This window comes from Bradyrhizobium sp. UFLA05-125, assembly GCF_059803515.1.
The window spans coordinates 1-23,905 of sequence record NZ_JBANBJ010000025.1 but is presented as its reverse complement, the minus strand read 5'-3'; the positions used below and the strand labels follow the sequence as shown (position 1 = coordinate 23,905).

The window sequence follows — 23,905 nt, the reverse complement described above, 5'->3', positions numbered from 1 at the left end:
ATGGCAGTCAGCGCCAATCGACTTGAATTGCTGCAGATCGCCGACGCCGTTGCGCGCGAGAAATCGATCGACCGCGGCATCGTCATTGCCGCGATGGAGGACGCCATCGCGAAGGCGGCGCGCGCCCGTTACGGCAGCGAGACCGACGTTCACGCCGAGATCGATCCCAAGAAGGGCGAGCTCCGGCTGTCGCGCCACATGCTGGTCGTGGACAAGGTCGAAAATCATTCCAACCAGATTTCGCTGGTCGACGCGCAGCGCGCCAATCCCGGCGCCCAGGTCGGCGATACCATCGCCGATACGCTACCGCCGCTGGAATATGGCCGTATCGCCGCGCAATCGGCCAAGCAGGTCATCGTGCAGAAGGTGCGCGAGGCCGAGCGCGACCGGCAGTACCAGGAATTCAAGGACCGCATCGGCGACATCGTCAACGGCGTCGTCAAGCGCGTCGAATATGGCAGCGTGATCGTCGATCTCGGCCGTGGCGAAGCCATCATCCGCCGCGACGAGATGCTGCCGCGCGAGGTCTTCCGCAACGGTGACCGCGTCCGAGCCTATATCTTCGACGTGCGCCGCGAGACTCGCGGTCCCCAGATCTTCCTTTCCCGCACCCATCCGCAGTTCATGGCGAAGCTGTTCGCGCAGGAAGTGCCGGAAATCTATGACGGCATCGTCGAGATCAAGGCAGTGGCCCGTGATCCCGGCTCGCGTGCGAAAATCGGCGTGATTTCCCGCGATTCCTCGGTCGATCCGGTCGGCGCCTGCGTCGGCATGCGCGGCTCGCGCGTGCAAGCCGTGGTGAACGAATTGCAGGGCGAGAAGATCGACATCATCCCCTGGTCGCCGGATATCGCGACCTTCGTGGTGAACGCGCTGGCGCCGGCCGAAGTGTCCAAGGTCGTCATCGACGAGGACCGCGAGCGCATCGAGGTTGTGGTGCCCGACACCAACAACCAGCTTTCGCTGGCGATCGGCCGCCGCGGCCAGAACGTCCGCCTCGCCTCGCAGCTCACCGGCTGGGACATCGACATCCTGACCGAGCAGGAGGAATCGGAGCGCCGCCAGGCCGACTTCGAGAACTCCACCCGTGTCTTCATGGAATCGCTCAATGTCGACGAGGTGGTCGGTCAATTGCTCGCGTCCGAAGGCTTCACCTCGGTCGAGGAACTGGCGATGGTCGACGTCAAGGAACTGGCCGGCATCGAAGGTTTCGACGAGGAGACCGCGCAGGAGCTTCAGAACCGCGCGCGCGAATATCTGGAGCAGCAGGAAGCCGAGCTCGAGGCCAAGCGTAAGGAACTCGGCGTCGAGGACGCCGTCAAGGACGTGCCCGGCGTCACCTCGAAGATGCTGGTGAAGTTCGGGGAGAACGACATCAAGACGGTCGACGACCTCGCCGGCTGCGCCACCGACGACCTGGTCGGCTGGACCGAGCGCAAGGAAGGCGGCGAGCAGACCAAGTTCAAGGGCGCGCTCGACGGCATCGACATCTCCCGCGACGATGCGGAGGCGATGATCATGCAGGCGCGCGTCAAGGCCGGCTGGATCACCGAGGCCGACCTCGCCAAGCCCGCTGAAGACGCCGAGGCGTCCGAACAGCAGCCGGCTTAAGGGCGATCAGGAGATGTCGCCCGGATGCTTGCCAGCACTGACCCCGAACTCGACCATGGACCGCGGACCGAAAGGTCCGCGACCATGCGCATGTGCGTGGTCAGCCGACAGGTCCGGCCGATCGACGAGCTGATCCGCTTCGTCGTTTCCCCCCAGGGCGATATTGTTCCCGACCTCAAGCGCAAGCTTCCTGGCCGGGGCATGTGGATATCGGCCTCCCGACAGGCGGTTGCGGAAGCCGTCCGCCATCACCATTTCAGCAAGGCCTTCAAGCGCAATTTGCGCGTCCCGCCGACGCTTCCCTCTGACACGGAAACGCTGCTGGTTCGGAGTGCGACCGAGGCGCTGGCGATTGCCACCAAGGCAGGTCAGGTCCTGGCGGGCTTCGGCAAGGTCGAGACCGCCCTGAAAGAAGGAACGGTTGCGGTCCTGATCCACGCCAGTGACGGAGCCCAGGACGGAATCCGCAAATTGGACGCGTTGGTGCGGCAAAACGAGCGGAATCGCGACGACAGGCCGCAAATTCCCGTCGTCACCGCATTGAAATCGGCAGAATTGGATTTGGCACTAGGCAGGTCAAATGTGATACATGCTGCGCTGCTCGCGGGCCCGGCGAGCAGGACATTTTTGTCACGTAGCCAGATGCTGGTCCGATACCGGCTGGCGGACGATGACGAGACTGCCGAAAAGCGCGGCCAGGATTTCTGAAGACAAACGACGACCGGTATGACGGTGCGGCAACGCACAACGACAACAAGATCAGGATTAGGACTGCTGAATGGTTGATACCAAGACCCCTGGCGACAAGAAGCTGAGCGTTCCGAGCAAGACGCTGACGCTCAAGCCGCGCGTCGAAACGGGCACCGTGCGCCAGAGCTTCAGCCATGGCCGCAGCAAGCAGGTTGTGGTCGAGAAGCGCGGCAAGCGCCGGATCGGGGACACCGGTCCCGAGCCGCACGTGCCTGAGGTTGCGAAGCCGGCGCCGGCCGCGCCGGCTCCCTCGCGCCCGGCTCCGCCGCCCGCTGCGCCGCGCAACGCCAATTCCGGCGTGGTGCTGCGCACGCTGACCGAGGACGAACGTTCTGCCCGCGCCAGCGCGCTGGCCGATGCCAAGCTGCGCGAGGTCGAAGAGCGCCGCCAGGCCGAGGAAGAGGCCCAGCGCCGCGCCATCCGCGAAACCGCCGAGCGCGCCGAGCGCGAGGCCGCCGAAGCTCGCCGCAAGGCCGAGGACGAACGTCATCGCCACGAAGACGAAGCCAAGCGAAAGGCCGAGATCGAGGCCAAGAAGCGTTTTGGCGAAGGCGAGCAGCCGCAATCTGCCGCGCGTACCGCGACGGCGGCACCGGCGGCTCCTGCGCCGCGGCCCGGGACGACCACTGCGCGACCGACGGCCTCCGCGGCCCGGCCCGCAACGACCACGCAGCGGCCGGCCGGCCCGGCGGGTCGCGCCCCCGCAGTCGCGGCCGGACCGGACGAGGACGAGGGTCCGCGCCAGATCCGCCGCGGTCCCGGCGGCGTCGCGCGTCCTGCGGCAGCCCCCAAGACCACCCACAAGCCCGGCCCGCAGAAGGAGCGCGGCCGCCTGACGGTCGTCACCGCGCTCAATGCCGACGAAGTGCGCGAGCGCTCGATCGCCTCGTTCCGCCGCCGCACCCAGCGCCTGAAGGGCCATGCCTCTAACGAGCCGAAGGAAAAGCTGATCCGCGAGGTGACGATCCCGGAGGCGATCACCATCCAGGAACTCGCCAACCGCATGTCCGAGCGCGCGGTCGACGTCATCCGCATGCTGATGAAGCAGGGCGCGATGCACAAGATCACCGACGTGATCGACGCCGACACCGCGCAGCTCATTGCCGAGGAGCTCGGTCACACGGTGAAGCGTGTTGCCGCCTCCGACGTCGAAGAAGGCCTGTTCGACGTCGTCGACGATTCCACCGATACCGAACCGCGTTCGCCGGTCGTGACCGTGATGGGTCACGTCGACCACGGCAAGACCTCGCTGCTCGACGCGCTCCGCCACGCCAATGTGGTCTCGGGCGAAGCCGGCGGCATCACCCAGCATATCGGCGCCTATCAGGTGTCTTCGCCCGAAACCGGCAAGAAGATCACCTTCATCGACACGCCTGGCCACGCCGCGTTCACCGCGATGCGCGCCCGGGGCGCCAAGGTCACCGACATCGTCGTGCTGGTGGTCGCGGCCGACGACGGCGTGATGCCGCAGACCGTCGAGGCCATCAACCACGCCAAGGCGGCGCGCGTGCCGATCATCGTGGCGATCAACAAGATCGACAAGCCCGATGCCAAGCCCGAGCGCGTGCGCACCGAACTGCTCCAGCACGAGGTGCAGGTCGAGTCGTTCGGCGGCGAAGTGGTCGACGTCGAAGTATCCGCCAAGAACAAGACCAATCTCGACAAGCTGCTGGAGATGATCGCGCTGCAGGCCGAAATTCTCGACCTGAAGACCAATTCGCAGCGCCCGGCCGAAGGCACCGTGATCGAGGCCAAGCTCGATCGCGGCCGCGGCCCGGTCGCGACCGTGCTGGTCCAGCGCGGCACCTTGCAGGTCGGTGACATCATCGTCGCCGGCGCCGAGATGGGCCGCGTCCGCGCGCTCATTTCGGATCAGGGCGAGACGGTCGACGAGGCCGGTCCTTCCGTGCCGGTCGAGGTGCTCGGCTTCAATGGTCCGCCCGAGGCCGGCGATCGTCTCGCGGTCGTCGAGAACGAGGCCCGCGCCCGCCAGATCACCAGTTACCGCGCGCACCAGAAGCGCGAGAACGCGGCAGCCTCGATCTCCGGCATGCGCGGCTCGCTCGAGCAGATGATGTCGCAGTTGAAGACCGCGGGCCGCAAGGAATTCCCGCTGATCGTCAAGGCCGACGTGCAGGGCTCGCTGGAAGCGATCCTCGGCTCGCTCGAGAAGCTCGGCACGGAGGAAGTCGCAGCCCGCATCCTGCATGCCGGGGTCGGCGGCATCTCGGAATCCGACGTGACGCTCGCGGAAGGCTTCAACGCCGCGATCATCGGCTTCTCGGTTCGTGCCAACAAGGAGGCGGCCGCGGCCGCCAAGCGCAACGGCATCGAGATTCGCTACTACAACATCATCTACGACCTCGTGGACGACGTGAAGAAGGCGATGAGCGGCCTGCTCGCGCCGACCCTGCGCGAGACCATGCTGGGCAATGCCGAGATCCTGGAGATCTTCAACATCTCCAAGGTCGGCAAGGTCGCCGGCTGCCGCGTCACCGACGGTACCGTGGAACGCGGCGCCAATGTGCGCCTGATCCGCGACAACGTCGTCGTGCATGAAGGCAAGCTGTCGACGCTGAAGCGCTTCAAGGACGAAGTGAAGGAAGTTCAGGCCGGCCAGGAATGCGGCATGGCCTTCGAGAGCTACCACGACATGCGCGTGGGCGACGTGATCGAGTGTTATCGAGTGGAGACGATCCAGCGCTCCCTGTAAGTCCAAATCTTACCGAAGCGCGCGGATCTTTTTGAACTGAAATTGCGAGAGCGCGATGGCCGGATTCATTCCGGCCATCGACGTCTCATTCGTTTCAACAAACGACAATGCCCGTGTCCCATCACGGGCATGACGAGGTGATTTTTCAGAGAATGCCCCGCCATCATCAGAAAAAGAGCTCCGCGCCCGGCGGCTCGCAGCGGCAGCTGCGCGTCGGCGAGCAGGTTCGCCATGCGATGGCCGATATTCTGGCGCAAGGCAGCGTGCATGATGCGGACCTCGAAGGCCACATCATCACCGTGCCGGAGGTACGGATGTCGCCGGACTTGAAGCTCGCGACCATCTACGTGATGCCGCTCGGCGGCCGCGACACCGAGCGCGTGATTGCGGCGCTCGATCGCAACAAGAAATTCCTGCGCGGCGAAGTCGCGCGGCGCGTTAACCTGAAATTTGCACCTGACATTCGCTTCCGCGTCGACGAGCGATTCGACGAAGCGGAACGGATCGAGAAATTATTGCGAACGCCTGCGGTGCAAAAAGACCTGGAACAGGATCCGGATTCGGATCGGGAAGAAGAACAGTGATGATCGACCCGGCTCACGGTGCAATCGGCACCGAAGACGCTGATGCGCGCGACGTGCAGAAGAATAATTTTGCCGAGCTGCGCGGCGACGCCACGCCGCATGCGCAGGAGCGCCGCGTCAACAACGATCCGCGCGCCAAGCAGCAGAAGAACAATCAGCCGCGCCGCGACCGGCGCGACGTGCACGGCTGGGTCGTGCTCGACAAGCCGATCGGAATGACCTCGACGCAGGCCGTTGCGGTGCTGAAGCGCCTGTTCCAGGCCAAACGCGCCGGCCACGCCGGCACGCTCGACCCGCTCGCCTCCGGCGGCCTGCCGATTGCGCTTGGGGAGGCCACCAAGACCGTCCCCTTCGTGATGGACGGCCGCAAGCGCTACCGCTTCACCGTCTGCTGGGGCGAGGAGCGCGATACCGATGATATCGAGGGCCGGCCGACCGCCACCTCCGACCAGCGCCCGGCCCGCGAGGCCATTCTGGCACTGCTGCCCCGGTTCACCGGCGTCATCGAGCAGGTCCCGCCGCGCTATTCCGCGATCAAGGTCCAGGGCGAGCGCGCCTATGATCTGGCGCGCGACGGCGAGGTCGTGGAGCTGGCCCCCAGGCCGGTCGAGATTCACCATTTATCTCTTGTAGATCAACCGGATAGCGATCGAGCAGTATTCGAGGCCGAATGCGGCAAGGGGACCTATGTCCGCGCGCTGGCCCGGGATATGGGCCGGATTCTCGGCACTTACGGCCATATTTGCGCGCTGCGGCGGACCCTGGTCGGCCCATTTGGCGAGAACGACATGATTCCGCTGGATCAGCTGGAAGCTTTGTGCCATAGAGCCGCGTCCGGCGAGGGCAGCCTCGCCGACGCGCTTTTGCCCGTTGAGACCGCGCTGGACGACATCCCGGCACTGGCCGTCACTCGGGCTGATGCGGCAAGGCTCCATCGGGGCCAAGCCGTTTTGTTGCGCGGACGGGATGCGCCCACTTGTAGCGGCACAGTCTATGTCACGGTGGCAGGCCGTCTTTTGGCGCTTGCTGAAGTTGGCAATGGCGAAATCATCCCCAAGCGTGTGTTCAACCTGACCGGCCTGACTGCCAGCACCGGTCGCAACGAGAGAAATTGACGATGTCGATTGCCGCAGAACGCAAAGCGGAAGTCATCAAGACGAATGCCACCAAGGCGGGTGACACCGGTTCGCCCGAGGTCCAGGTCGCGATCCTTTCGGAACGCATCAACAACCTTACGAACCATTTCAAGACCCACGTGAAGGACAATCATTCGCGCCGCGGCCTCTTGAAGCTCGTGTCGACGCGCCGTTCGCTCCTCGACTACCTGAAGAAGAAGGACGAGGCGCGGTACAAGGCGCTGCTCGAGAAGCACAACATTCGTCGTTAACAGCTCTTGCGCGCGCCACCGGCGCGCGTTTTTGCGCGTGGTTTCGAACGAAAGCACTTTTCTTCAAGGTTTTTGATCGAGGCTCACGCGCATGTCGGGTGCGAGCCAATACTGATTCGCATCCGGGGCATGATGGTCGAGGGCCGTGATTCGGCGTTCGCGCTCGTGCCGACTGACCAGTCCAGCAGCAATCCGGCGGCTGGGCGCAACGGGCGAGGCGCCCGTATGACCCGAAAGGATGGACGCCATCCGAAATCCAAAAACCATGGCAGGATCGCAGGACGCTGATCACCCGTTCCGATCAGCGTCCCGCAATCTTGCGCATGGTTTTTGTTTTTCGACCGTCCCTTCTTTCGAGAACCCATGAAAGAAGACCTCTATGTTCAATAAGCATTCAGTCGAGATCGACTGGGGCGGACGCCCTCTCAAGCTCGAAACCGGCAAGATCGCACGTCAGGCCGACGGCGCCGTCGTCGCGACCTACGGCGAGACCGTGGTGCTCGCCACCGTCGTCGCGGCGAAGGCGCCGCGCGAAGGTGTCGACTTCCTGCCGCTGACGGTTGACTACCAGGAGAAGGCCTATGCCGCGGGCCGCATTCCCGGCGGCTATTTCAAGCGCGAAGGCCGTCCGACCGAGAAGGAGACGCTGGTCTCCCGTCTGATCGACCGTCCGATCCGTCCGCTGTTCGTCGACGGCTGGCGCAACGAGACCCAGGTCATCGCCACCGTGCTGTCGCACGACATGGAAAACGATCCCGATATCGTTGCGATGGTCGCGGCATCTGCCGCCCTGACGCTGTCCGGCGCGCCCTTCAAGGGCCCGATCGGCGCTGCCCGCGTCGGCTTTGCCAATGACGAATTCGTTCTCAACCCGACGCTCGACGAGATGACCGACACCCAGCTCGACCTCGTCGTCGCCGGCACCGCCGATGCGGTGCTGATGGTGGAATCGGAGGCCAAGGAGCTCAACGAAGACGTGATGCTCGGCGCTGTGATGTTCGGTCACCGTCACTTCCAGCCGGTCATCAACGCGATCATCGAGCTCGCCGAGAAGGCTGCGAAGGAGCCGCGCGAGGTCACCACGATCGACAATTCGGCGATCGAAAAGGAAATGCTCGGCCTGATCGAGCAGGAGCTGCGCGCCGCCTATGCGATCCCGGTCAAGCAGGAGCGCTATGCTGCGGTCGGCGTCGCCAAGGAAAAGGTGATGGCCCACTACTTCCCGGAAGGCCAGGAGCCGAAATACGACAAGCTCCGTGTCGCCGGCGTGTTCAAGGAGCTGGAAGCCAAGATTGTTCGCTGGAACATCCTCGACACCGGCAAGCGCATCGACGGCCGCGACGTCAAGACGGTCCGCAACATCATCGCCGAAGTCGGCGTGCTGCCGCGCGCACACGGCTCGGCGCTGTTCACCCGCGGTGAGACCCAGGCGATGGTCGTAACCACGCTCGGCACCGGTGAGGACGAGCAGTACATCGACGCGCTGTCGGGGACGTACAAGGAAACGTTCCTGCTGCACTACAACTTCCCGCCCTACTCGGTCGGCGAGACAGGGCGCCTCGGTGGCACCAAGCGTCGCGAGATCGGCCATGGCAAGCTCGCCTGGCGCGCGATCCATCCCGTGCTGCCGCCGCACCACGAATTCCCCTACACCACCCGCGTGGTGTCGGAGATCACCGAGTCCAATGGTTCGTCGTCGATGGCCTCGGTTTGCGGCGCCTCGCTCGCCCTGATGGACGCCGGCGTGCCGTTGAAGCGGCCGACCGCGGGCATCGCGATGGGCCTGATCCTCGAAGACAAGCGCTTTGCCGTTCTCTCGGACATTCTCGGTGACGAGGACCATCTCGGCGACATGGACTTCAAGGTCGCCGGCACGGAGGCGGGCATCACCTCGCTCCAGATGGACATCAAGATCGAGGGGATCACCGAGGAGATCATGCGCGTCGCCCTTGGCCAGGCCAAGGAAGGCCGCATCCACATCCTCGGCGAGATGGCGAAGGCCCTGACCGCGGCTCGCGCCGAGCTCGGCGAATACGCGCCGCGCATCGAGACCTTCAAGATCCCGACCGACAAGATCCGCGAAGTGATCGGCACCGGCGGCAAGGTGATCCGCGAGATCGTCGAGAAGACCGGCGCCAAGGTCAACATCGAGGACGACGGCACCGTGAAGGTCGCCTCCAGCGACGGCGAGGCGATGAAGGCCGCGATCAAGTGGATCAAGTCGATCGCATCCGAGCCCGAAGTCGGCCAGATCTATGACGGCACCGTCGTCAAGGTGATGGAGTTCGGAGCCTTCGTGAACTTCTTCGGCTCCAAGGACGGCCTCGTCCACATCAGCCAGCTCGCGGCCAGCCGCGTGCAGAAGACCACCGACGTCGTCAAGGAAGGCGACAAGGTCAAGGTCAAGCTGCTCGGCTTCGACGATCGCGGCAAGACCCGCCTGTCGATGAAGGCGGTCGACCAGCAGACCGGCGAGGACCTCGAGGCCAAGCAGAAGGCGGCCGAGGGCCAGCAGGCGCCGCGCGAAGCGGCCGGCGAGTAAATCTCTCCGTACTGAAAACACGAAGGGCGGCCTCTCGGCCGCCCTTTTTGTTTGTGCTGACGCTTCGAACGATCAGGCGATGTCGAAACGATCAGCGTTCATCACCTTGGTCCAGGCCGCCACGAAGTCCTTGGCGAACTTCTGCTTCGAATCTGCACTCGCATAGACTTCGGCGAAGGCGCGGAGCTGGGAATGCGAGCCGAAGATCAGGTCGGTGCGGGTCGCGGTCCACTTGACCGCATTGGTCTTGCGATCACGTCCCTCGTACGCGCCGTTGGCGGTCGGCGCCCACTGCGTGCTCATGTCGAGCAGGTTGACGAAGAAGTCGTTGGTCAGCGTCCCCGGCTTCGCCGTGAACACGCCGTTCTTCGAACCACCTGCGTTGGCGCCGAGCACACGCAGGCCGCCGACGAGAACCGTCAGCTCAGGCGCGGTGAGCCCCAGCAGCTGGGCCCGGTCCACCAGGGCTTCCTCTTGCCTCAGGAACTGATGCTTGCCGCCGACATAGTTGCGGAAGCCGTCAGCCCGCGGCTCGAGTGGCGCGAAGGACGGAACGTCCGTCTGCTCCTGTGATGCATCCATGCGGCCCGGCGTGAACGGCACCTTCACGTCGATACCAGCGTCCTTCGCGGCCTTCTCCACCGCGGCACCACCGCCGAGGACGATGAGGTCGGCAAGCGAGATCTTCTTCTTCCCCGCGCCAAACTCCTTCTGGATCGCCTCGAGCTTGCCGAGCACCTTGGAGAGCTGGGCCGGCTGGTTGACCTCCCAATCCTTCTGCGGGGCAAGGCGGATACGCGCGCCATTGGCGCCACCGCGCTTGTCGGAGCCGCGGAAGGTCGAGGCCGAGGCCCAGGCCGTGGAGACCAGCTCGGACACCGAGAGGCCGGAAGCCAGGATCTTCGTCTTCAGGCCTGCGATGTCCTGCTCGCTTGCGAGCTCGTGATCGACGGCCGGAATTGGATCCTGCCAGATCAGCGTCTCCTTCGGCACCAGCGGGCCGAGGTAGCGCGCGATCGGACCCATGTCGCGGTGGGTGAGCTTGAACCAGGCGCGGGCAAAGGCGTCCGCGAACTGGTCGGGATTCTCGAGGAAGCGCCGCGAGATCTTCTCATAGGCCGGATCGAAGCGCAGCGAGAGGTCGGTCGTGAGCATGGTCGGCACATGCTTCTTGGACTTGTCGAACGCATCCGGAATGACCGCCTCAGTGCTCTTGGCCTTCCACTGCTGCGCGCCGGCCGGGCTCTTCGTCAGCTCCCATTCGTGACCGAACAGATTCTCGAAGAAGTAGTTGCTCCACTTGGTCGGCGTCTGCGTCCAGGTGACTTCCGGACCACCAGTGATCGCGTCGGCGCCGATGCCCGTGCCGTACTTGCTCTTCCAGCCGAGGCCCTGATCTTCCAGCGCACCGGCTTCCGGCTCCGGTCCGACGAGGGACGGGTCGCCCGCACCGTGGGTCTTGCCGAAGGTGTGGCCGCCGGCGATCAGCGCGACGGTCTCCTCGTCATTCATCGCCATGCGGAAGAACGTCTCGCGGATGTCCTTGGCGGCCGCGACCGGATCCGGCTTGCCGTTCGGTCCTTCCGGATTGACGTAGATGAGGCCCATCTGCACCGCGCCGAGCGGCTCGGCAAGCTGGCGTTCGCCGCTGTAGCGTTCATCGCCCAGCCACGTGCCCTCGGGACCCCAATACAATTCTTCCGGCTCCCAGACGTCGGCGCGACCACCCGCAAAACCGAACGTCTTGAAGCCCATCGATTCCAGCGCGACGTTGCCGGCGAGGACCATCAGGTCGGCCCAGGAGATCTTGCGGCCGTACTTCTGCTTGATCGGCCAGAGCAACCGACGAGCTTTGTCGAGATTGGCATTGTCGGGCCAGCTGTTCAGCGGCGCGAAACGCTGCTGACCGGCACCGGCGCCACCGCGACCATCGGTGATGCGGTAAGTGCCCGCGCTGTGCCAGGCCATGCGAATCATCAGGCCGCCATAGTGACCGAAGTCAGCCGGCCACCACGCCTGAGAGTCGGTCATCAGGGCGTGCAGGTCCTTGACGACCGCATTCAGGTCGAGCGTCTTGAATTCCTTGGCATAGTCGAAGTCCTCGCCCATCGGATCCGACAGATCGGAATTCCGGTGCAGGACCTGGACATCCAGTTGGTTCGGCCACCACTCGCGGTTTGAGGGTGCGGGTTTTCCGCCCGTGAACGGGCATTTTGCTTGATCGTCCATGAATACCTCCTCTGGTGGCGTCGAACATCGCCATGACCCAGGTCAAACGACTCTAGGCGCCGCCTCTTATCAGGTAAAGTTGACTTTAATGATCGCTGCGATAGGATTTTCTGATGATAAATCTGACGCTGCGGCAGCTCCGATATTTCGATGCGCTGGCGCGTCTCGGCCATTTCGGGCGCGCGGCGGAAGCCTGCTCGATCTCGCAGCCGGCACTGTCGATGCAGATCAAGGAAATGGAGGAGACGCTCGGTGGATTGCTGCTCGAGCGCAGCGCGCGCCAGGTCGCACTCACGCGCTTCGGCGAGGAACTCGCCCAGCGCGTCCGCGAGATCCTGCGCTCGGTGGATGAGCTCGGCGACTTCGCGCGCGCCTCGCGCGACCGCTTCGCCGGCCGCCTGCGTATTGGCATGATCCCGACGATTGCGCCCTATCTCTTGCCCACCATCACCAAGAACCTCACGCGCCTGCATCCGGAACTCGACATCCGCGTGCGCGAGACGATGACACCCAAGCTGATCCAGGAGCTGACCGAAGGCCGGCTCGACACGGCGATCGTCGCCCTGCCGGTCTCGGAAGCCTCGTTGACCGAAGTTGCGCTGTTCGAGGAAAAATTCCTGCTGGTGCGGCCGAGCACGGATGAGGGAACGCCGGTGCCCTCACGCGAGATGATGCGCGAGATGCGGCTCTTGCTGCTCGAGGAGGGGCATTGTTTCCGCGACCAGGCGCTGTCTTTCTGCAACATGCAATCGGCCCCGCCGCGCGAAATGCTGGACGCGAATTCGCTGTCGACGCTGGTTCAGATGGTCAGCGCCGGCATCGGCGTGACCTTGATCCCTGAAATGGCCCTGCCGGTCGAGACGCGCTCGGCCTCCGTGTCGGTCGCGCGCTTCGCCGATCCGCAGCCCTCGCGCACCATCGGCATGGTCTGGCGCAAGACCAGCCCGTTGGCGCGGCAGCTCCTGCAAATCTCCGAGGTGGTGTGCCTCTCGGCCGGCAAGGTGCGCGCACGACCTGCGGCGAGCGCTATACCGCGCAATGCCAGGGCCTGATCAGCGCGCGGCAGATCATCCCATGTCCATTCCGTCAATCCGTCGCCGAGCCGCACGAATACGACGAGATCGCCCGCGTCTGGATGGAGAGCTGGGTCTCGACCGGCCTGGCGGAGGCGAGCAATTTCCTGCTCGCGAACCTGCGCGCACGCGTGCGGCGCGAAATCGAGGATGGCTGGAGCCTCTTTGTCGCCGATGATGACGGCGTGATCGCCGCCATCCTGGCGCTGCATGTGCCAAACCTCTATCTCGACCAGCTCTTCGTCGCGCCACGCTATCAGGGACGCTCGATCGGCCGGCAGTTGCTCGCCTTCACGCGGACGCAATTGCCTGACGAAATCGTCCTGCGCTGCGTGCGCGAGAACGAAAAGGCCTGGCGCTGGTACGAGCGCGAGGGATTTGTGTTCGAGCGGGAAGAAGTCGCGACGGCAACAGGCTTCATGATGAAGTGCTATCGGTGGCGCAGAAAGGACGGCGTCGATCGATTGCCAGGTAGTGTCTCAGTTTGAAAATAAGGCCTGGCTGCGATAGCCTCGCGATGCTCGCGACGGGGGAGCAACGTGCCAAGTTTCAAGCTTCATTCTCCGGGTGCTTGGGGCGAAAAGAACGCCCGAGAATACAGCTATTCGATGGTGTTGGAGACCGATGGCCGGGTTGAGTTGTCCGGCCAAGGCGGCTGGCATCCTGATACGCTCGATTTCCCGGTCGGCGTTCCGATTGAGGCGGAGATCAATCAAGCCTTCGATAACGTGGCCTTCATGCTGAATGAGATCGGGCTTGATTGGGCAAACGTCGCTCACGTCAACTCATACCATACGCCAGAACCGGACGGGACGATCCTCGCAGCTACAGCGGAGATGGCGCGGCAGTTTCGCCTTCGTATGCCCGATCATAGGCCGATCTGGACCTGCCTAGGCGTCGCGGTACTTGGCGACCCTAAGATGCACGTCGAAATCCGCGTGACGGCCTTTAGAGAGTGACGGCAACGCGCTTTCTGCAGGGGCCGCGCTTTCCAGGCTTCGGCGCAACAGCGTCCATCTTCTCGCAGAGATCGTCTCCATCGACCAAAGCGTCCGCGACACGCCAGCTGCGGGCCCATTTCAGGGCTTCTGCATTTTGATGGCGCTGCACCAAACCGTGGAAAAGCAAAGTTGACCAACATCTCGCGGGAAACATGCATCGTCACCCCAGCCATAGCGACTTGCCAAGTTGCATAGGACGCGCGATGCACGAGGACTCGCGTCCCGATGAAAGGTGAGATCCTATGATCAAGCTCTACTGGTCGCCCCGCTCGCGCTCGTTCTCCGCGCTCTGGCTGATGGAAGAAACCGGCCTCCCCTATGAGCGCGTGCTAACCGACATCTCGACGGGCGCGCAGAAGGCGCCGGAGTACTTGAAGATCAATCCGATGGGCAAGGTGCCGGCCCTGGTCGACGGCGACGCCGCGCTCGGCGAGGCGGCGGCGATCTGCGCCTATGTCGCCGACCGCTACCCGGAGACGAAGCTCGCGCCCCTGCCGACCGATCCGCGACGCGCGCGATATCTGCAATGGCTGTTCTTCGGGCCGGCCTGCATCGAGCCCGGGCTGATCCAGATCTTCACCAAGCTCGAAGTGCCCACCTCCACGGCGGCGTGGGGCAGTGCGACGCAGGTGTTCGACGTCCTCGACGCCGCGCTGGCCAAGGGACCATGGATCCTTGGCGACGAGTTCACGGCCGCCGACATCGTGATCGGCTCGGGGCTGAACTTTGCCGTGCGGATGTTCAAGCTGGTGCCGCCGCGGCCCAGTTTTGACGCCTATATCGCCCGCTGCGTGGCGCGACCGGCCTTTCAGCGCGCCGAGAAGATCGCGGCGGGGTGAGCGGCGGACGCGGTCCGTAGGGTGGGCAAAGCGAAGCGTGCCCACCCTTATCTATCAGCGCAACATTTGGCTTGGTGGGCACGTCGCTTGCGCTCCTTTGCCGACCCTACGGAGTTCTACTCCGGGGCCTTCAGATCGTCCGGCTTCGGCATCAGGACGATGTTGTAGCCGGAATCGACGTAGTGGATCTCGCCGGTGACGCCGCCGGAAAGGTCCGACAGCAGATACAGCGCCGAGCCGCCGAGCTCGTCGAGCGTGACGCCGCGGCGGAGCGGCGAGTGCTTTTGCATGAACGCAAACATCGCACGCGCCTCGCCGATGCCGGAGCCGGCGAGCGTGCGGATCGGGCCCGCGGAGATCGCGTTGACGCGGATGCCGCGCGGTCCGAAATCGGAGGCGAGATAGCGCACCGAGGCTTCCAGCGCCGCCTTGGCAACGCCCATCACGTTGTAGTTCGGCATCGATCGCTCCGAGGCGCCGAAGGTCAGCGTGATCATGCTGCCGCCCTCCGTCATCAGCTCGGCAGCTCGTTTTGCGACCTCCGTGAACGAGAAGCAGGAGATCACCATGGTGCGCGAGAAATTCTCTCGGCTGGTGTCGGCGTAGCGGCCCTTCAGCTCGTTCTTGTCGGCAAAGCCGATCGCGTGGATGACGAAGTCGAGCTGGCCCCATTTTTCGCGCAAGACAGCGAATGTAGCGTCGACGCTGGCGATGTCCTCGACGTCGCAAGGCAGCACCAACTCGACGCCGAGCGATTCGGCTAGCGGCTTGACACGTTTGCCGAGGGCATCGCCCTGGAAGGTGAAGGCGAGTTCGGCGCCGTGGGCATGCAGCGTCCTGGCCATGCCCCAGGCGATCGAGTGATCATTGGCGATGCCCATGATCAGACCGCGCTTGCCTTTCATCAACAATGTCATGTGGGAGCTTCCATCAGCCGAAAAGAGTTAGCCTCAACTTCAATCGTTCCGCCGAAGAGGCAGACCACCAGAATTTCCGTGTCCGCGGTGAACTCCATGCGTAACAGATCGATGTTCCCGCTGGATCGCCCCTTCAGAAGCCGCCCGACGTCGCCGTTCGCGACAAAACGAGTCACGTTCGTCCCAATGCAGTGAAAGCGGCGGCGTTGGCCAGATTTGTCATCGTCCGGGTAAAGGTCGACGACGAGGGCGAACTCTTGTTGGTCCGCCGCAAACCCTGACAGTCGAAAGTCAACGAGAACCCCGTCGTGCCAGTTGATCTCGTCTGGCCCAGCCGCCGAGGTCAGCAAGGGACGACTCAAGCATCCAGCCGGCTGAACACCAGCGTGGCGTTGGTGCCGCCGAAGCCGAACGAGTTCGACAGCACGGTGCCAATCTTGGCGTTGTCGATGCGCTTGCGCACGATCGGCATGTCGGCGAACACCGGGTCGAGCTCCTGGATGTGGGCGCTTTCGCAGATGAAGCCGTTGTTCATCATCAGCAGCGAGTAAATCGCTTCCTGCACGCCGGTCGCGCCCAGCGAATGGCCGGTGAGTGCCTTGGTAGCGGAGATCGGCGGACACTTCTCGCCGACGCCGAACACCTTTCGGATCGCCTCGATCTCCGGCGGGTCGCCCGCCGGCGTCGAGGTAGCGTGCGGGTTGATGTAATCGACCTTGGTCTTCACGGTCGACATTGCCATGCGCATGCAGCGCTCGGCGCCCTCGCCCGACGGCGCGACCATGTCGTAACCATCCGACGTCGCGCCATAGCCGACGATTTCGCCATAGATGCGCGCGCCGCGCGCCTTGGCGTGTTCGAGCTCTTCCAGCACCAGCACGCCGGCGCCGCCTGCGATGACGAAGCCGTCGCGATTGACGTCATAGGGACGCGAGGCGGTGGCGGGCGTATCGTTGTATTTCGAGGACATCGCGCCCATGGCGTCAAACAGCACCGACAGCGACCAGTCCAATTCCTCGCAACCGCCGGCGAAGATGATGTCCTGCTTGCCGATCTGGATCGTCTCATAGGCATTGCCGACGCAATGGTTCGACGTCGCGCAGGCCGACGAGATCGAGTAGTTCACGCCCTTGATCTTGAACCAGGTCGCAAGCGTCGCAGACGCCGTCGATGACATCGCCTTCGGCACCGCGAACGGCCCGACGCGCTTCGGCCCCTTGGAACGGGTAACGTCGGCGGATTCGACGATGGTACGGGCCGACGGCCCGCCCGAGCCCATGATGATGCCGGTGCGGATGTTGGAGACTTCGTCAGGCCCGAGACCGGAATCCTGGATCGCCTGCTCCATCGCGATGTGATTCCACGCCGCGCCCTGACCGAGGAAGCGCATCGCGCGGCGATCGATCACCGTCGCGGGATCGAGCGTCGGCTCACCCTGCACCTGCGAGCGGAAGCCGAGCTCGGCATATTTCTCTGCCCGCGAGATGCCTGACTTCGCCTCGTGAAGGCTCGCAAGCACTTCCTGGGTGTTGTTTCCGATGGACGAGACAATGCCCATCCCGGTGACCACAACCCGTCTCATGACCGCCTCGCCTTAATCGTTGTCTTCCTCAAGTGATGTGCTTTGCTTCAGCCTAGGCTCGTGCCCTGCTTGAACAGGCCTACCTTCAGATCCTTGGCGCGATAGATAATCGTGTCGTCGACCGAAAGCCACCCGTCGGCAATGCCCAGAACCAGCTTTGAGCGCATCACGCGCTTGATGTCGACGTTGTACACAACCTTGCGGGCCTCGGGCAGCACCTGGCCGCCGAACTTCAATTCGCTCAATCCAAGTGCACGGCCGCGCCCCTCACCGCCGATCCAGCCGAGGTAGAATCCGACCATCTGCCAGAGCGCGTCGAGGCCAAGGCAGCCCGGCATCACCGGGTCACTCTTGAAATGGCAGCCGAAGAACCAGAGGTCCGGCTTGACGTCGAGCTCGGCGCGCACCAGTCCCTTGCCGAATTCGCCGCCGTTGTCGGAAATTTCCGTGATACGGTCGAACATCAGCATCGGCGGCAGCGGCAATTGGGCGTTGCCCGGGCCGAACATCTCGCCGCGGGCACAAGCCAGCAAATCCTCGTATTCGTAACCGTTGCGCCTGTTCAGCATCCCGGAGCCTCTGTTCAAATCCCGATGGGGTAGTTTTGGCGAGCATGGCCCCGTTTCTCGACGGAAGGAGCGCCATTCGCCGTTGTCAGGCACGAATACCGCGCGACCGGACGGACCGCGGGCCAAGCCTGGTTGAGCCCGGCTGCGCCAAAATTGGCTAAGCGGGGCCGCGCGCTCTCTATCATAGGGCCTCCCGGCGTCAAAGCGCCCTTTACAGGGTAAAATGATCGCATCTCGTCCCGGTTCCACACCGACTTAGAACCGCTCTAGTTGCGAGAAACTTGCATCTGCATCTATCCGTCCATATATTGCAGAACAATAGTGTTTTTCCTCGCGTGCCCTGAAATCGGAAATGAGCGATAACGCCCCGAACCACCACGACGAAACCGCCCATTCCGCGTCCCTCCACTCCGGGCGCCAGCCGGCCTTGACCGGCTGCCCGTGGCACGACGTCAACGAAATGCTCCAGGCTGCAGGGCTTCGCCCGACGCGCCAGCGCATGGCGCTGGGCTGGCTCCTGTTCGGCAAGGGTGCCCGGCACCTGACCGCCGAAATGCTCTACGAGGAAGCGACGCTAGCCAAGGTTCCGGTGTCGCTGGCGACCGTCTACAACACGCTGAACCAGCTCACCGATGCCGGTCTGCTGCGCCAGGTCAGCGTCGACGGCACCAAGACCTATTTCGACACCAACGTCACCACGCATCACCACTATTATCTCGAGAACAGCCATGAGCTGGTCGACATTCCCGACCCGCATCTGGCGCTGTCGAAGCTGCCCGACGTGCCCGAGGGCTACGAGATCGCGCGCATCGACATGGTCGTGCGCCTGCGCAAGAAGCGCTGAGATTATCCCGAGTTTGATCTGAGATCGTCATGGCCGGGCTTTGTCCCGGCCGTTGTCATTCCGGGCGGTGAGTAGCATCGTCCCCGCGATGACTTCGCGTCAGTTCACCAGCTCGTCGGCGTAGACGCCCCAGAGCCGCTCCTGCTGGATCCAGCCGTCAAAACCGTTACCCGTGACGTGGCACCAGCCCGTGGTGCATTTCTTGACCTGGGCGACGACGCCGACCTGGAGCTTTGCGGCGACCGCGCTCTCGGCGTCGGCGCGATCATAGATCGGCGCGAGATCGTCCTTGTGCTTCATGGTGACGACGGCAGTGCGGCGCCCCGACAGCAATGAATGATAGACCCAGCCCTCGGCGCCTTCGGAATCGCGCACCCGGCGCCAGTTCTCGAACTCAGCGGTGATTTCGACCGGCAGGCCGGCGCGGGTGTAGACCCAGGCCACGTCGTTGTCCTTGGTCGGGCCGGCGCGGACATTCACATGGTCGGATTTGAGGCTGACATAGCGCGGCACGGGAAGGCCGCTCGCGGTCTGAACCGCATCCTTGGCCGAATGTCCGGGGCTGACCGATGCGCCCAGCCAACCCAAGACGAGCGCCACAAACGACCAAAAACGCCCCAACGCCATCACGACCCGTCTCCTGCCGGAACCCCGGCCAAGCGAGCCGAATTCCGCAAATCACTTCCAACTCCATGCCGCATGTCCCTCTCCCCGCCCCACGCGGGGTCTTTCCTTCCGCTGCCGTGGTTCTTGTCTTGGCCCGGCCATCTGCTAGAGAGGACGAGCGCCTAACAAACCAGTTTGGCCCGATTTTCCGGCGGGAAACGTCGGGAGAGCTTGAAGGAAACGCCGGGGACGATGCGGCAAGGCCAGTGTCGAACAACCGGGTTAATGAGGTCTGAACGGTAGGCCTTTGACCACAGAGGCAGCCAGCGAAGCCTCATGAGAGCAGGACATGTCGGTCAAGAAAAAACCCCTCGTCGTCGTGACACGCAAGCTGCCGGACTCCATCGAGACGCGCATGCGCGAACTGTTCGACGCCCGGATCAATCTTGACGACACCCCGATGTCGCGGGAGCAGATCGCGGAGGCCGCGCGTTCGGCCGACGTGCTGGTTCCGACCGTGACAGACCATATCAACGCCGACATCATCAACCAGCCAGACTGCAAGCTTCGTTTGATCGCGAATTTCGGCAACGGCGTCGACAATATCGACGTCGAGGCGGCACATGCGCGCGGCATCATGGTCACCAACACGCCGAAGGTTTTGACTGAGGACACCGCCGACATGACCATGGCGCTGATCCTCGCGGTGCCGCGTCGGTTGATCGAGGGCGCCTCGGTGCTCACGGAAGGAAAACCCTGGGCGGGCTGGTCGCCGACCTGGATGCTCGGCCACCGCATCGGCGGAAAACGGCTCGGCATCGTCGGCATGGGCCGCATCGGCCAGGCGGTCGCGCGGCGTGCCCGCGCCTTCGGCCTGCAGATCCACTATCACAACCGCCGCCCGGTAGCCCCGAAGATCGCCGAGGAGCTGGGCGCGACCTATTGGGAAAGCCTCGACCAGATGCTGGCGCGGATGGACATCATCTCGGTGAACTGTCCGCACACGCCTGCGACTTACCATCTGCTCTCGGCGCGGCGGCTGAAGCTGATCCGCAAAGAGGCCTACATCGTCAACACCGCGCGCGGTGAGGTGACCGACGAGGACACGCTGATCAAGCTGATCGAAGCCGGCGAGATCGGCGGCGCCGGCCTCGACGTCTACGAGCACGAGCCCGCGGTCAACCCAAAATTGGTGCGGCTCGCCAAGGCCGGCAAGGTGACGCTGCTGCCGCATATGGGCTCGGCCACCATCGAAGGCCGCGTCGACATGGGCGAGAAGGTGATCATCAACATCCGCACCTTCCTCGACGCCCACAAGCCGCCGGATCGCGTGCTGCCGAGCATGCTGTAATATCTATGCGCGCCGCGTCTCGCGCTTGCGCCAGTTTGCGACGAAATCGATGAACGCGCGCAACGCCGGCGGGATCTGTCGCCGGCTCGGATAGTACAGGAACGGCCCCGGGAATGGCTCGCACCAATCCTGGAGCAAGCTGACCAGTGCACCGGACTTCAGGGCTTCGCCGACATAACCATCGAGGGTTGCCCAGATTCCGGCGCCATCGAGCGCGGCGCGCATGGCCAGAGTCATGTTCGTCGAGATCAGCTTTGCTGGTGGATCGACCTTCACGATCTGGCCAGCCTTCTCGAACTCCCAATCGTGAATGACGCCGCTGCTGTAGCGGGCGCGGATGCAATCATGGTCGAGCAGGTCCTTCGGATGCCCGGGCCTGCCGCGGCGTGCGACATAGTCGGGCGAGGCGACGACTACGTAACTCTGCGGGCCGCTCAGCGAAATTGCCACCATGTCCTGCGCGAGGTGCTCGCCGTAACGGACGCCGGCATCGAAGCCCGCGCTGACGATGTCGACGAAACCGCTTTCGGAAACGATGTCGAGATCGACCTGCGGATAGGCCTGGAGAAACGGCCCGACCATCGGGGCGAGCACGAGATCGACCGCCGGCGGCGGCGCGTTGATGCGCAGGCGGCCTGATGCCACTTCACGCAGGCCCCGGACCTGGTCCAGGGCATCGCCGACGTCGCGCAGAGCCGGCGCCACGCGCGACAGCAGCAGCTCGCCCGCCTCGGTCAGCGCGACGCTGCGCGTGGTGCGGTTCATCAGGCGGACGCCGAGACGCTCCTCCAGGTCCCGCAGCCGTTGGCTAAGGCTTGACACCGACACGCGAATTTCCAACGCCGCACGCCGGAAATTGCGGGTGCGGGCGACCGCCACGAAAGCGTCGAGATCGCGAAGGTCGGGACCGGACATTGTCCTATATTTTGAACAAGGTATTCTGGATTGTCCATCTTATCGGCACAATGGAGCGAGCGCATATCTGGCCTCATCACGCGGCGCAATCAGCCTGCCGCCATTCGAGGAGAGCCATCATGCAACAGCGTAAACTCGGTTCAACCGGCCCTACCGTCTCTGCGATCGGTCTTGGCTGCATGGGCATGTCGGAGGTCTACGGTCCGGCCGACCGCGGCGAGAGCATCGCCACGATCCATGCGGCGATCGACGCCGGCATCACGCTGCTCGACACCGGCGACTTCTATGCCATGGGCCACAATGAAATGCTGGTCCGAGAGGCGCTGAAGGATCGCCCGCGCGACAAGGTGCAGATCAGCGTCAAGTTCGGCGCGCTGCGCGGACCCGCCGGCGAATTCGCCGGCATGGATTGCCGCCCCGCCGCGATCAAGAACTTCCTGGCCTATTCGCTCCAGCGGCTCGGCACCGATTGCATCGACATCTATCGCCCGGCGCGGCTCGATCCCAACGTTCCGGTCGAGGAGACGATCGGCGGAATCGCCGAGCTGGTGAAGGCCGGCTACATCAGGCATATCGGCCTGTCCGAGGTCGGCTCAGACACCATTCGCCGCGCGCACGCCGTACATCCGATCGTCGATCTGCAGATCGAGTACTCGCTGATCGCACGCGGCATCGAGCGCGACATTTTGAAGACCTGCCGCGAGCTCGGTATCGGCATCACCGCCTATGGCGTGCTGTCGCGCGGACTGATCAGCGGCCACTGGACCAAGAACAGCGGCAAAGTCGGCAAGGACTACCGGTTGATGACGCCGCGCTTTCAAGGCGCCAATCTCGATGCCAATCTCGCGCTCGTCGACTCGCTGCGTGCGATCGCTGCCGATATCGGTGCAACGCCGGCGCAGCTCGCAATTGCCTGGGTGGCGGCGCAAGGCAACGAGATCGTGCCGCTGGTTGGCGCCCGCACCCGCAATCGCCTCACCGAGGCGCTCGGCGCAACCAAGGTGACGTTGACGCAGGCGCATCTTGCGGCGCTTGCCAAGGCATTCCCACCCGACGTTGCGTCCGGCACGCGCTATGCCGCAGAGCAGATGGCTCATCTGGACAGCGAGAAGCCGGCAACGGCGTAAGCGGCCGTAATCAGGTTCGATGGATGCTCAGATCGTCAAACACGGGTCCATCGCCATTGAGCGGATTGGCCGGATCGCGCACGTAACGCAGCGTCTCGAAGCGCATCGCGCGCGCATCCAGCATCAACAGACGGCCGACCAGGCCCTCGCCAAAGCCGACGATCTCGCGGATCGCTTCCAACGCCATCATCGAGCCGAGCACGCCGGCGAGCGCGCCCATCACGCCGGCTTCCGAGCAGGCCGGCACGGTGCCGGGTGGCGGCGCCTCCGGGAACAGGCAGCGATAGGTTGGATTGAACGCGCCCTGTTCGTTCTTCTCGTGCGCCCGGATGGTCGTCAGCGAACCGTCGAAGGTGCCGAGCGCTGCCGTGATCAGCGGTCTTTCCGCGAAGAAGCAGGCGTCCGAAACAAGATAGCGGGTGGAGAAATTGTCGGAGCCGTCGAGCACGAGGTCGTAATCGCCGATCAGCGACAGCGCGTTGTCGGCATTGAGCCAGGTGGCGTGACCGACGAAGCGCACATGCGGATTGAGCGCCGCGATCCTCTCCGCGGCGCTCTCGACCTTGTGCCGGCCGATATCGGGCGTCGTGTGGATGACCTGGCGCTGAAGGTTGGAGAGCGACACGACGTCGTCATCGACCACGCCGAGCGTGCCGATGCCGGCGGCGGCAAGATACATCAGGGCCGGCGCGCCGAGACCGCCGGCGCCGATCACCAGCGCGGAGGCATGCTTCAGCGCGGCCTGACCCGGTCCGCCGACATCGCGCAGTACGATATGGCGAGCATAGCGTTCGAGTTCGTCGGGACTCAGCATCGTCGTTCCTCTCTTGACCCTCATGGTGAGGAGCGCGGAACGCGCGTCTCGAACCATGAAGGCCCGCATGTCACCCGGGGCCATCCTTCGAGACGCGGCCTTGAGGCCGCTCCTCAGGATGAGGACATGAGAACGTGGCTTCGCGCCCTCTATCGCAGGCCTGAACCACCCCGAGATTGTTTGCGACCAACGAGATGTGCTTCAATGAGCCCACGTTCAATGGCCGGGTTGGATTTGTCATGAGATCGATGCTCGCGGCAACATTTGTGTTGATGACCGCGACTGGCGTGCACGCGCAGATGACGACGCCGCCACTTCCCGGCGCCAAGCCGAAGACGGTCCAGACCGTCCCGATCCGTCCCGCATTGCAAACTCCGTCCGAGACTGCGGACACCATGGCGCAGGCGGAGCGGCTTACGCTGCAATCTGACCTCGCCTGGGTCGGGCAATA

Annotated in this window: 21 protein-coding genes and 2 pseudogenes; 15 read left to right on the top strand and 8 right to left on the bottom strand. The window is 64.0% G+C overall.

Going from position 1 to position 23,905, the window contains the following annotated elements; genetic code table 11:
- The 7 genes from nusA (at position 1) to pnp (ending at position 9,587) form a co-directional block, all read left to right on the top strand.
- The gene (gene nusA, locus SO156_RS22085) at positions 1 to 1,611 is read left to right on the top strand and encodes a transcription termination factor NusA (RefSeq protein ID WP_027528329.1); all 1,611 of its coding nucleotides are present in this window, start codon (positions 1 to 3) and stop codon (positions 1,609 to 1,611) included.
- Between the two features lie 24 nt (positions 1,612 to 1,635).
- A complete protein-coding gene (locus tag SO156_RS22080; protein ID WP_458150194.1) occupies positions 1,636 to 2,319 on the top strand; it encodes an RNA-binding protein in 684 nt (227 codons plus the stop codon).
- Positions 2,320 to 2,389: 70 nt separating this feature from the next.
- Complete coding sequence (gene infB / locus SO156_RS22075; protein ID WP_458150195.1) at positions 2,390 to 5,074, top strand: translation initiation factor IF-2; 2,685 nt, start codon at positions 2,390 to 2,392, stop codon at positions 5,072 to 5,074.
- A 152-nt stretch (positions 5,075 to 5,226) separates the two neighbouring features.
- Entirely contained in the window at positions 5,227 to 5,658 is a 432-nt protein-coding gene (gene rbfA / locus SO156_RS22070) for a 30S ribosome-binding factor RbfA (RefSeq protein ID WP_498536265.1), read from the top strand.
- Positions 5,655 to 6,773 carry a tRNA pseudouridine(55) synthase TruB gene (gene truB / locus SO156_RS22065; RefSeq protein ID WP_458150197.1) on the top strand — a complete coding sequence of 373 codons (1,119 nt, stop codon included), beginning with the start codon at positions 5,655 to 5,657 and terminating at the stop codon, positions 6,771 to 6,773. Before rbfA ends, truB begins: the two co-directional genes overlap by 4 nt.
- Before the next feature lie 2 nt (positions 6,774 to 6,775).
- On the top strand, positions 6,776 to 7,045 hold the full coding sequence (gene rpsO / locus SO156_RS22060; RefSeq protein WP_008540131.1) for a 30S ribosomal protein S15: 270 nt from the start codon (positions 6,776 to 6,778) through the stop codon (positions 7,043 to 7,045).
- Positions 7,046 to 7,424: 379 nt separating this feature from the next.
- Positions 7,425 to 9,587, top strand: a complete 2,163-nt coding sequence (gene pnp, locus SO156_RS22055) for a polyribonucleotide nucleotidyltransferase (RefSeq protein WP_458150198.1) — start codon at positions 7,425 to 7,427, stop codon at positions 9,585 to 9,587.
- A 72-nt stretch (positions 9,588 to 9,659) separates the two neighbouring features.
- Here the strand turns inward: pnp and katG are convergent, their stop codons facing one another.
- Positions 9,660 to 11,816 carry a catalase/peroxidase HPI gene (gene katG, locus SO156_RS22050; RefSeq protein WP_498536220.1) on the bottom strand — a complete coding sequence of 719 codons (2,157 nt, stop codon included), beginning with the start codon at positions 11,814 to 11,816 and terminating at the stop codon, positions 9,660 to 9,662.
- Positions 11,817 to 11,929: 113 nt separating this feature from the next.
- Here katG and SO156_RS22045 point away from each other — a divergent pair, with 113 nt between their 5' ends.
- The 4 genes and pseudogenes from SO156_RS22045 (at position 11,930) to SO156_RS22030 (ending at position 14,729) form a co-directional block, all read left to right on the top strand.
- Positions 11,930 to 12,868, top strand: coding sequence for a hydrogen peroxide-inducible genes activator (locus SO156_RS22045; RefSeq protein ID WP_498536219.1), 939 nt, complete (start codon positions 11,930 to 11,932; stop codon positions 12,866 to 12,868).
- Positions 12,869 to 12,890: 22 nt separating this feature from the next.
- A pseudogene (locus SO156_RS22040) lies at positions 12,891 to 13,377 on the top strand (GNAT family N-acetyltransferase).
- A 51-nt stretch (positions 13,378 to 13,428) separates the two neighbouring features.
- Positions 13,429 to 13,848, top strand: coding sequence for a Rid family hydrolase (locus SO156_RS22035; protein ID WP_458150202.1), 420 nt, complete (start codon positions 13,429 to 13,431; stop codon positions 13,846 to 13,848).
- 284 nt (positions 13,849 to 14,132) lie between these two features.
- Complete coding sequence (locus SO156_RS22030; RefSeq protein ID WP_498536218.1) at positions 14,133 to 14,729, top strand: glutathione S-transferase family protein; 597 nt, start codon at positions 14,133 to 14,135, stop codon at positions 14,727 to 14,729.
- A gap of 116 nt (positions 14,730 to 14,845) precedes the next feature.
- Here SO156_RS22030 and fabI read toward each other — a convergent pair whose 3' ends face one another.
- The 4 genes from fabI to fabA are packed head-to-tail and all read right to left on the bottom strand — an operon-like array spanning position 14,846 to position 17,797.
- Positions 14,846 to 15,646, bottom strand: coding sequence for an enoyl-ACP reductase FabI (gene fabI / locus SO156_RS22025; RefSeq protein WP_498536217.1), 801 nt, complete (start codon positions 15,644 to 15,646; stop codon positions 14,846 to 14,848).
- Positions 15,643 to 15,996, bottom strand: a complete 354-nt coding sequence (locus tag SO156_RS22020; protein WP_458150205.1) for a hypothetical protein — start codon at positions 15,994 to 15,996, stop codon at positions 15,643 to 15,645. Before SO156_RS22020 ends, fabI begins: the two co-directional genes overlap by 4 nt.
- An 8-nt stretch (positions 15,997 to 16,004) precedes the next feature.
- On the bottom strand, positions 16,005 to 17,228 hold the full coding sequence (fabB, locus tag SO156_RS22015; protein WP_458150206.1) for a beta-ketoacyl-ACP synthase I: 1,224 nt from the start codon (positions 17,226 to 17,228) through the stop codon (positions 16,005 to 16,007).
- 47 nt (positions 17,229 to 17,275) lie between these two features.
- Positions 17,276 to 17,797, bottom strand: coding sequence for a 3-hydroxyacyl-[acyl-carrier-protein] dehydratase FabA (gene fabA, locus SO156_RS22010; protein WP_458150207.1), 522 nt, complete (start codon positions 17,795 to 17,797; stop codon positions 17,276 to 17,278).
- A 352-nt stretch (positions 17,798 to 18,149) separates the two neighbouring features.
- On the opposite strand from fabA, the gene irrA reads away from it, so the two are divergent.
- Positions 18,150 to 18,641 carry an iron response transcriptional regulator IrrA gene (gene irrA, locus SO156_RS22005; RefSeq protein WP_458150208.1) on the top strand — a complete coding sequence of 164 codons (492 nt, stop codon included), beginning with the start codon at positions 18,150 to 18,152 and terminating at the stop codon, positions 18,639 to 18,641.
- Between the two features lie 99 nt (positions 18,642 to 18,740).
- On the opposite strand, the gene SO156_RS22000 is transcribed toward irrA, so the two are convergent.
- Positions 18,741 to 19,268, bottom strand: a complete 528-nt coding sequence (locus SO156_RS22000) for an SH3 domain-containing protein (protein WP_458150209.1) — start codon at positions 19,266 to 19,268, stop codon at positions 18,741 to 18,743.
- Positions 19,269 to 19,596: 328 nt separating this feature from the next.
- Here SO156_RS22000 and SO156_RS21995 point away from each other — a divergent pair, with 328 nt between their 5' ends.
- Complete coding sequence (locus SO156_RS21995; RefSeq protein ID WP_458150210.1) at positions 19,597 to 20,598, top strand: 2-hydroxyacid dehydrogenase; 1,002 nt, start codon at positions 19,597 to 19,599, stop codon at positions 20,596 to 20,598.
- Positions 20,599 to 20,601: 3 nt separating this feature from the next.
- Here SO156_RS21995 and SO156_RS21990 read toward each other — a convergent pair whose 3' ends face one another.
- Positions 20,602 to 21,513 (bottom strand): LysR family transcriptional regulator, encoded by a 912-nt coding sequence (locus SO156_RS21990; protein WP_498536216.1) that lies wholly within the window; start codon positions 21,511 to 21,513, stop codon positions 20,602 to 20,604.
- Positions 21,514 to 21,632: 119 nt separating this feature from the next.
- Between SO156_RS21990 and SO156_RS21985 the strand changes: the two genes are divergently transcribed.
- On the top strand, positions 21,633 to 22,640 hold the full coding sequence (locus SO156_RS21985) for an aldo/keto reductase (RefSeq protein WP_498536215.1): 1,008 nt from the start codon (positions 21,633 to 21,635) through the stop codon (positions 22,638 to 22,640).
- 10 nt (positions 22,641 to 22,650) lie between these two features.
- On the opposite strand, the gene SO156_RS21980 is transcribed toward SO156_RS21985, so the two are convergent.
- Positions 22,651 to 23,454: a HesA/MoeB/ThiF family protein gene (locus SO156_RS21980; RefSeq protein WP_498536214.1), complete on the bottom strand. Its 804-nt coding sequence runs from the start codon at positions 23,452 to 23,454 to the stop codon at positions 22,651 to 22,653.
- A 239-nt stretch (positions 23,455 to 23,693) separates the two neighbouring features.
- Here SO156_RS21980 and SO156_RS21975 point away from each other — a divergent pair.
- Positions 23,694 to 23,905 (top strand): annotated as a pseudogene (locus tag SO156_RS21975) (peptidoglycan-binding protein); the annotation flags it as partial.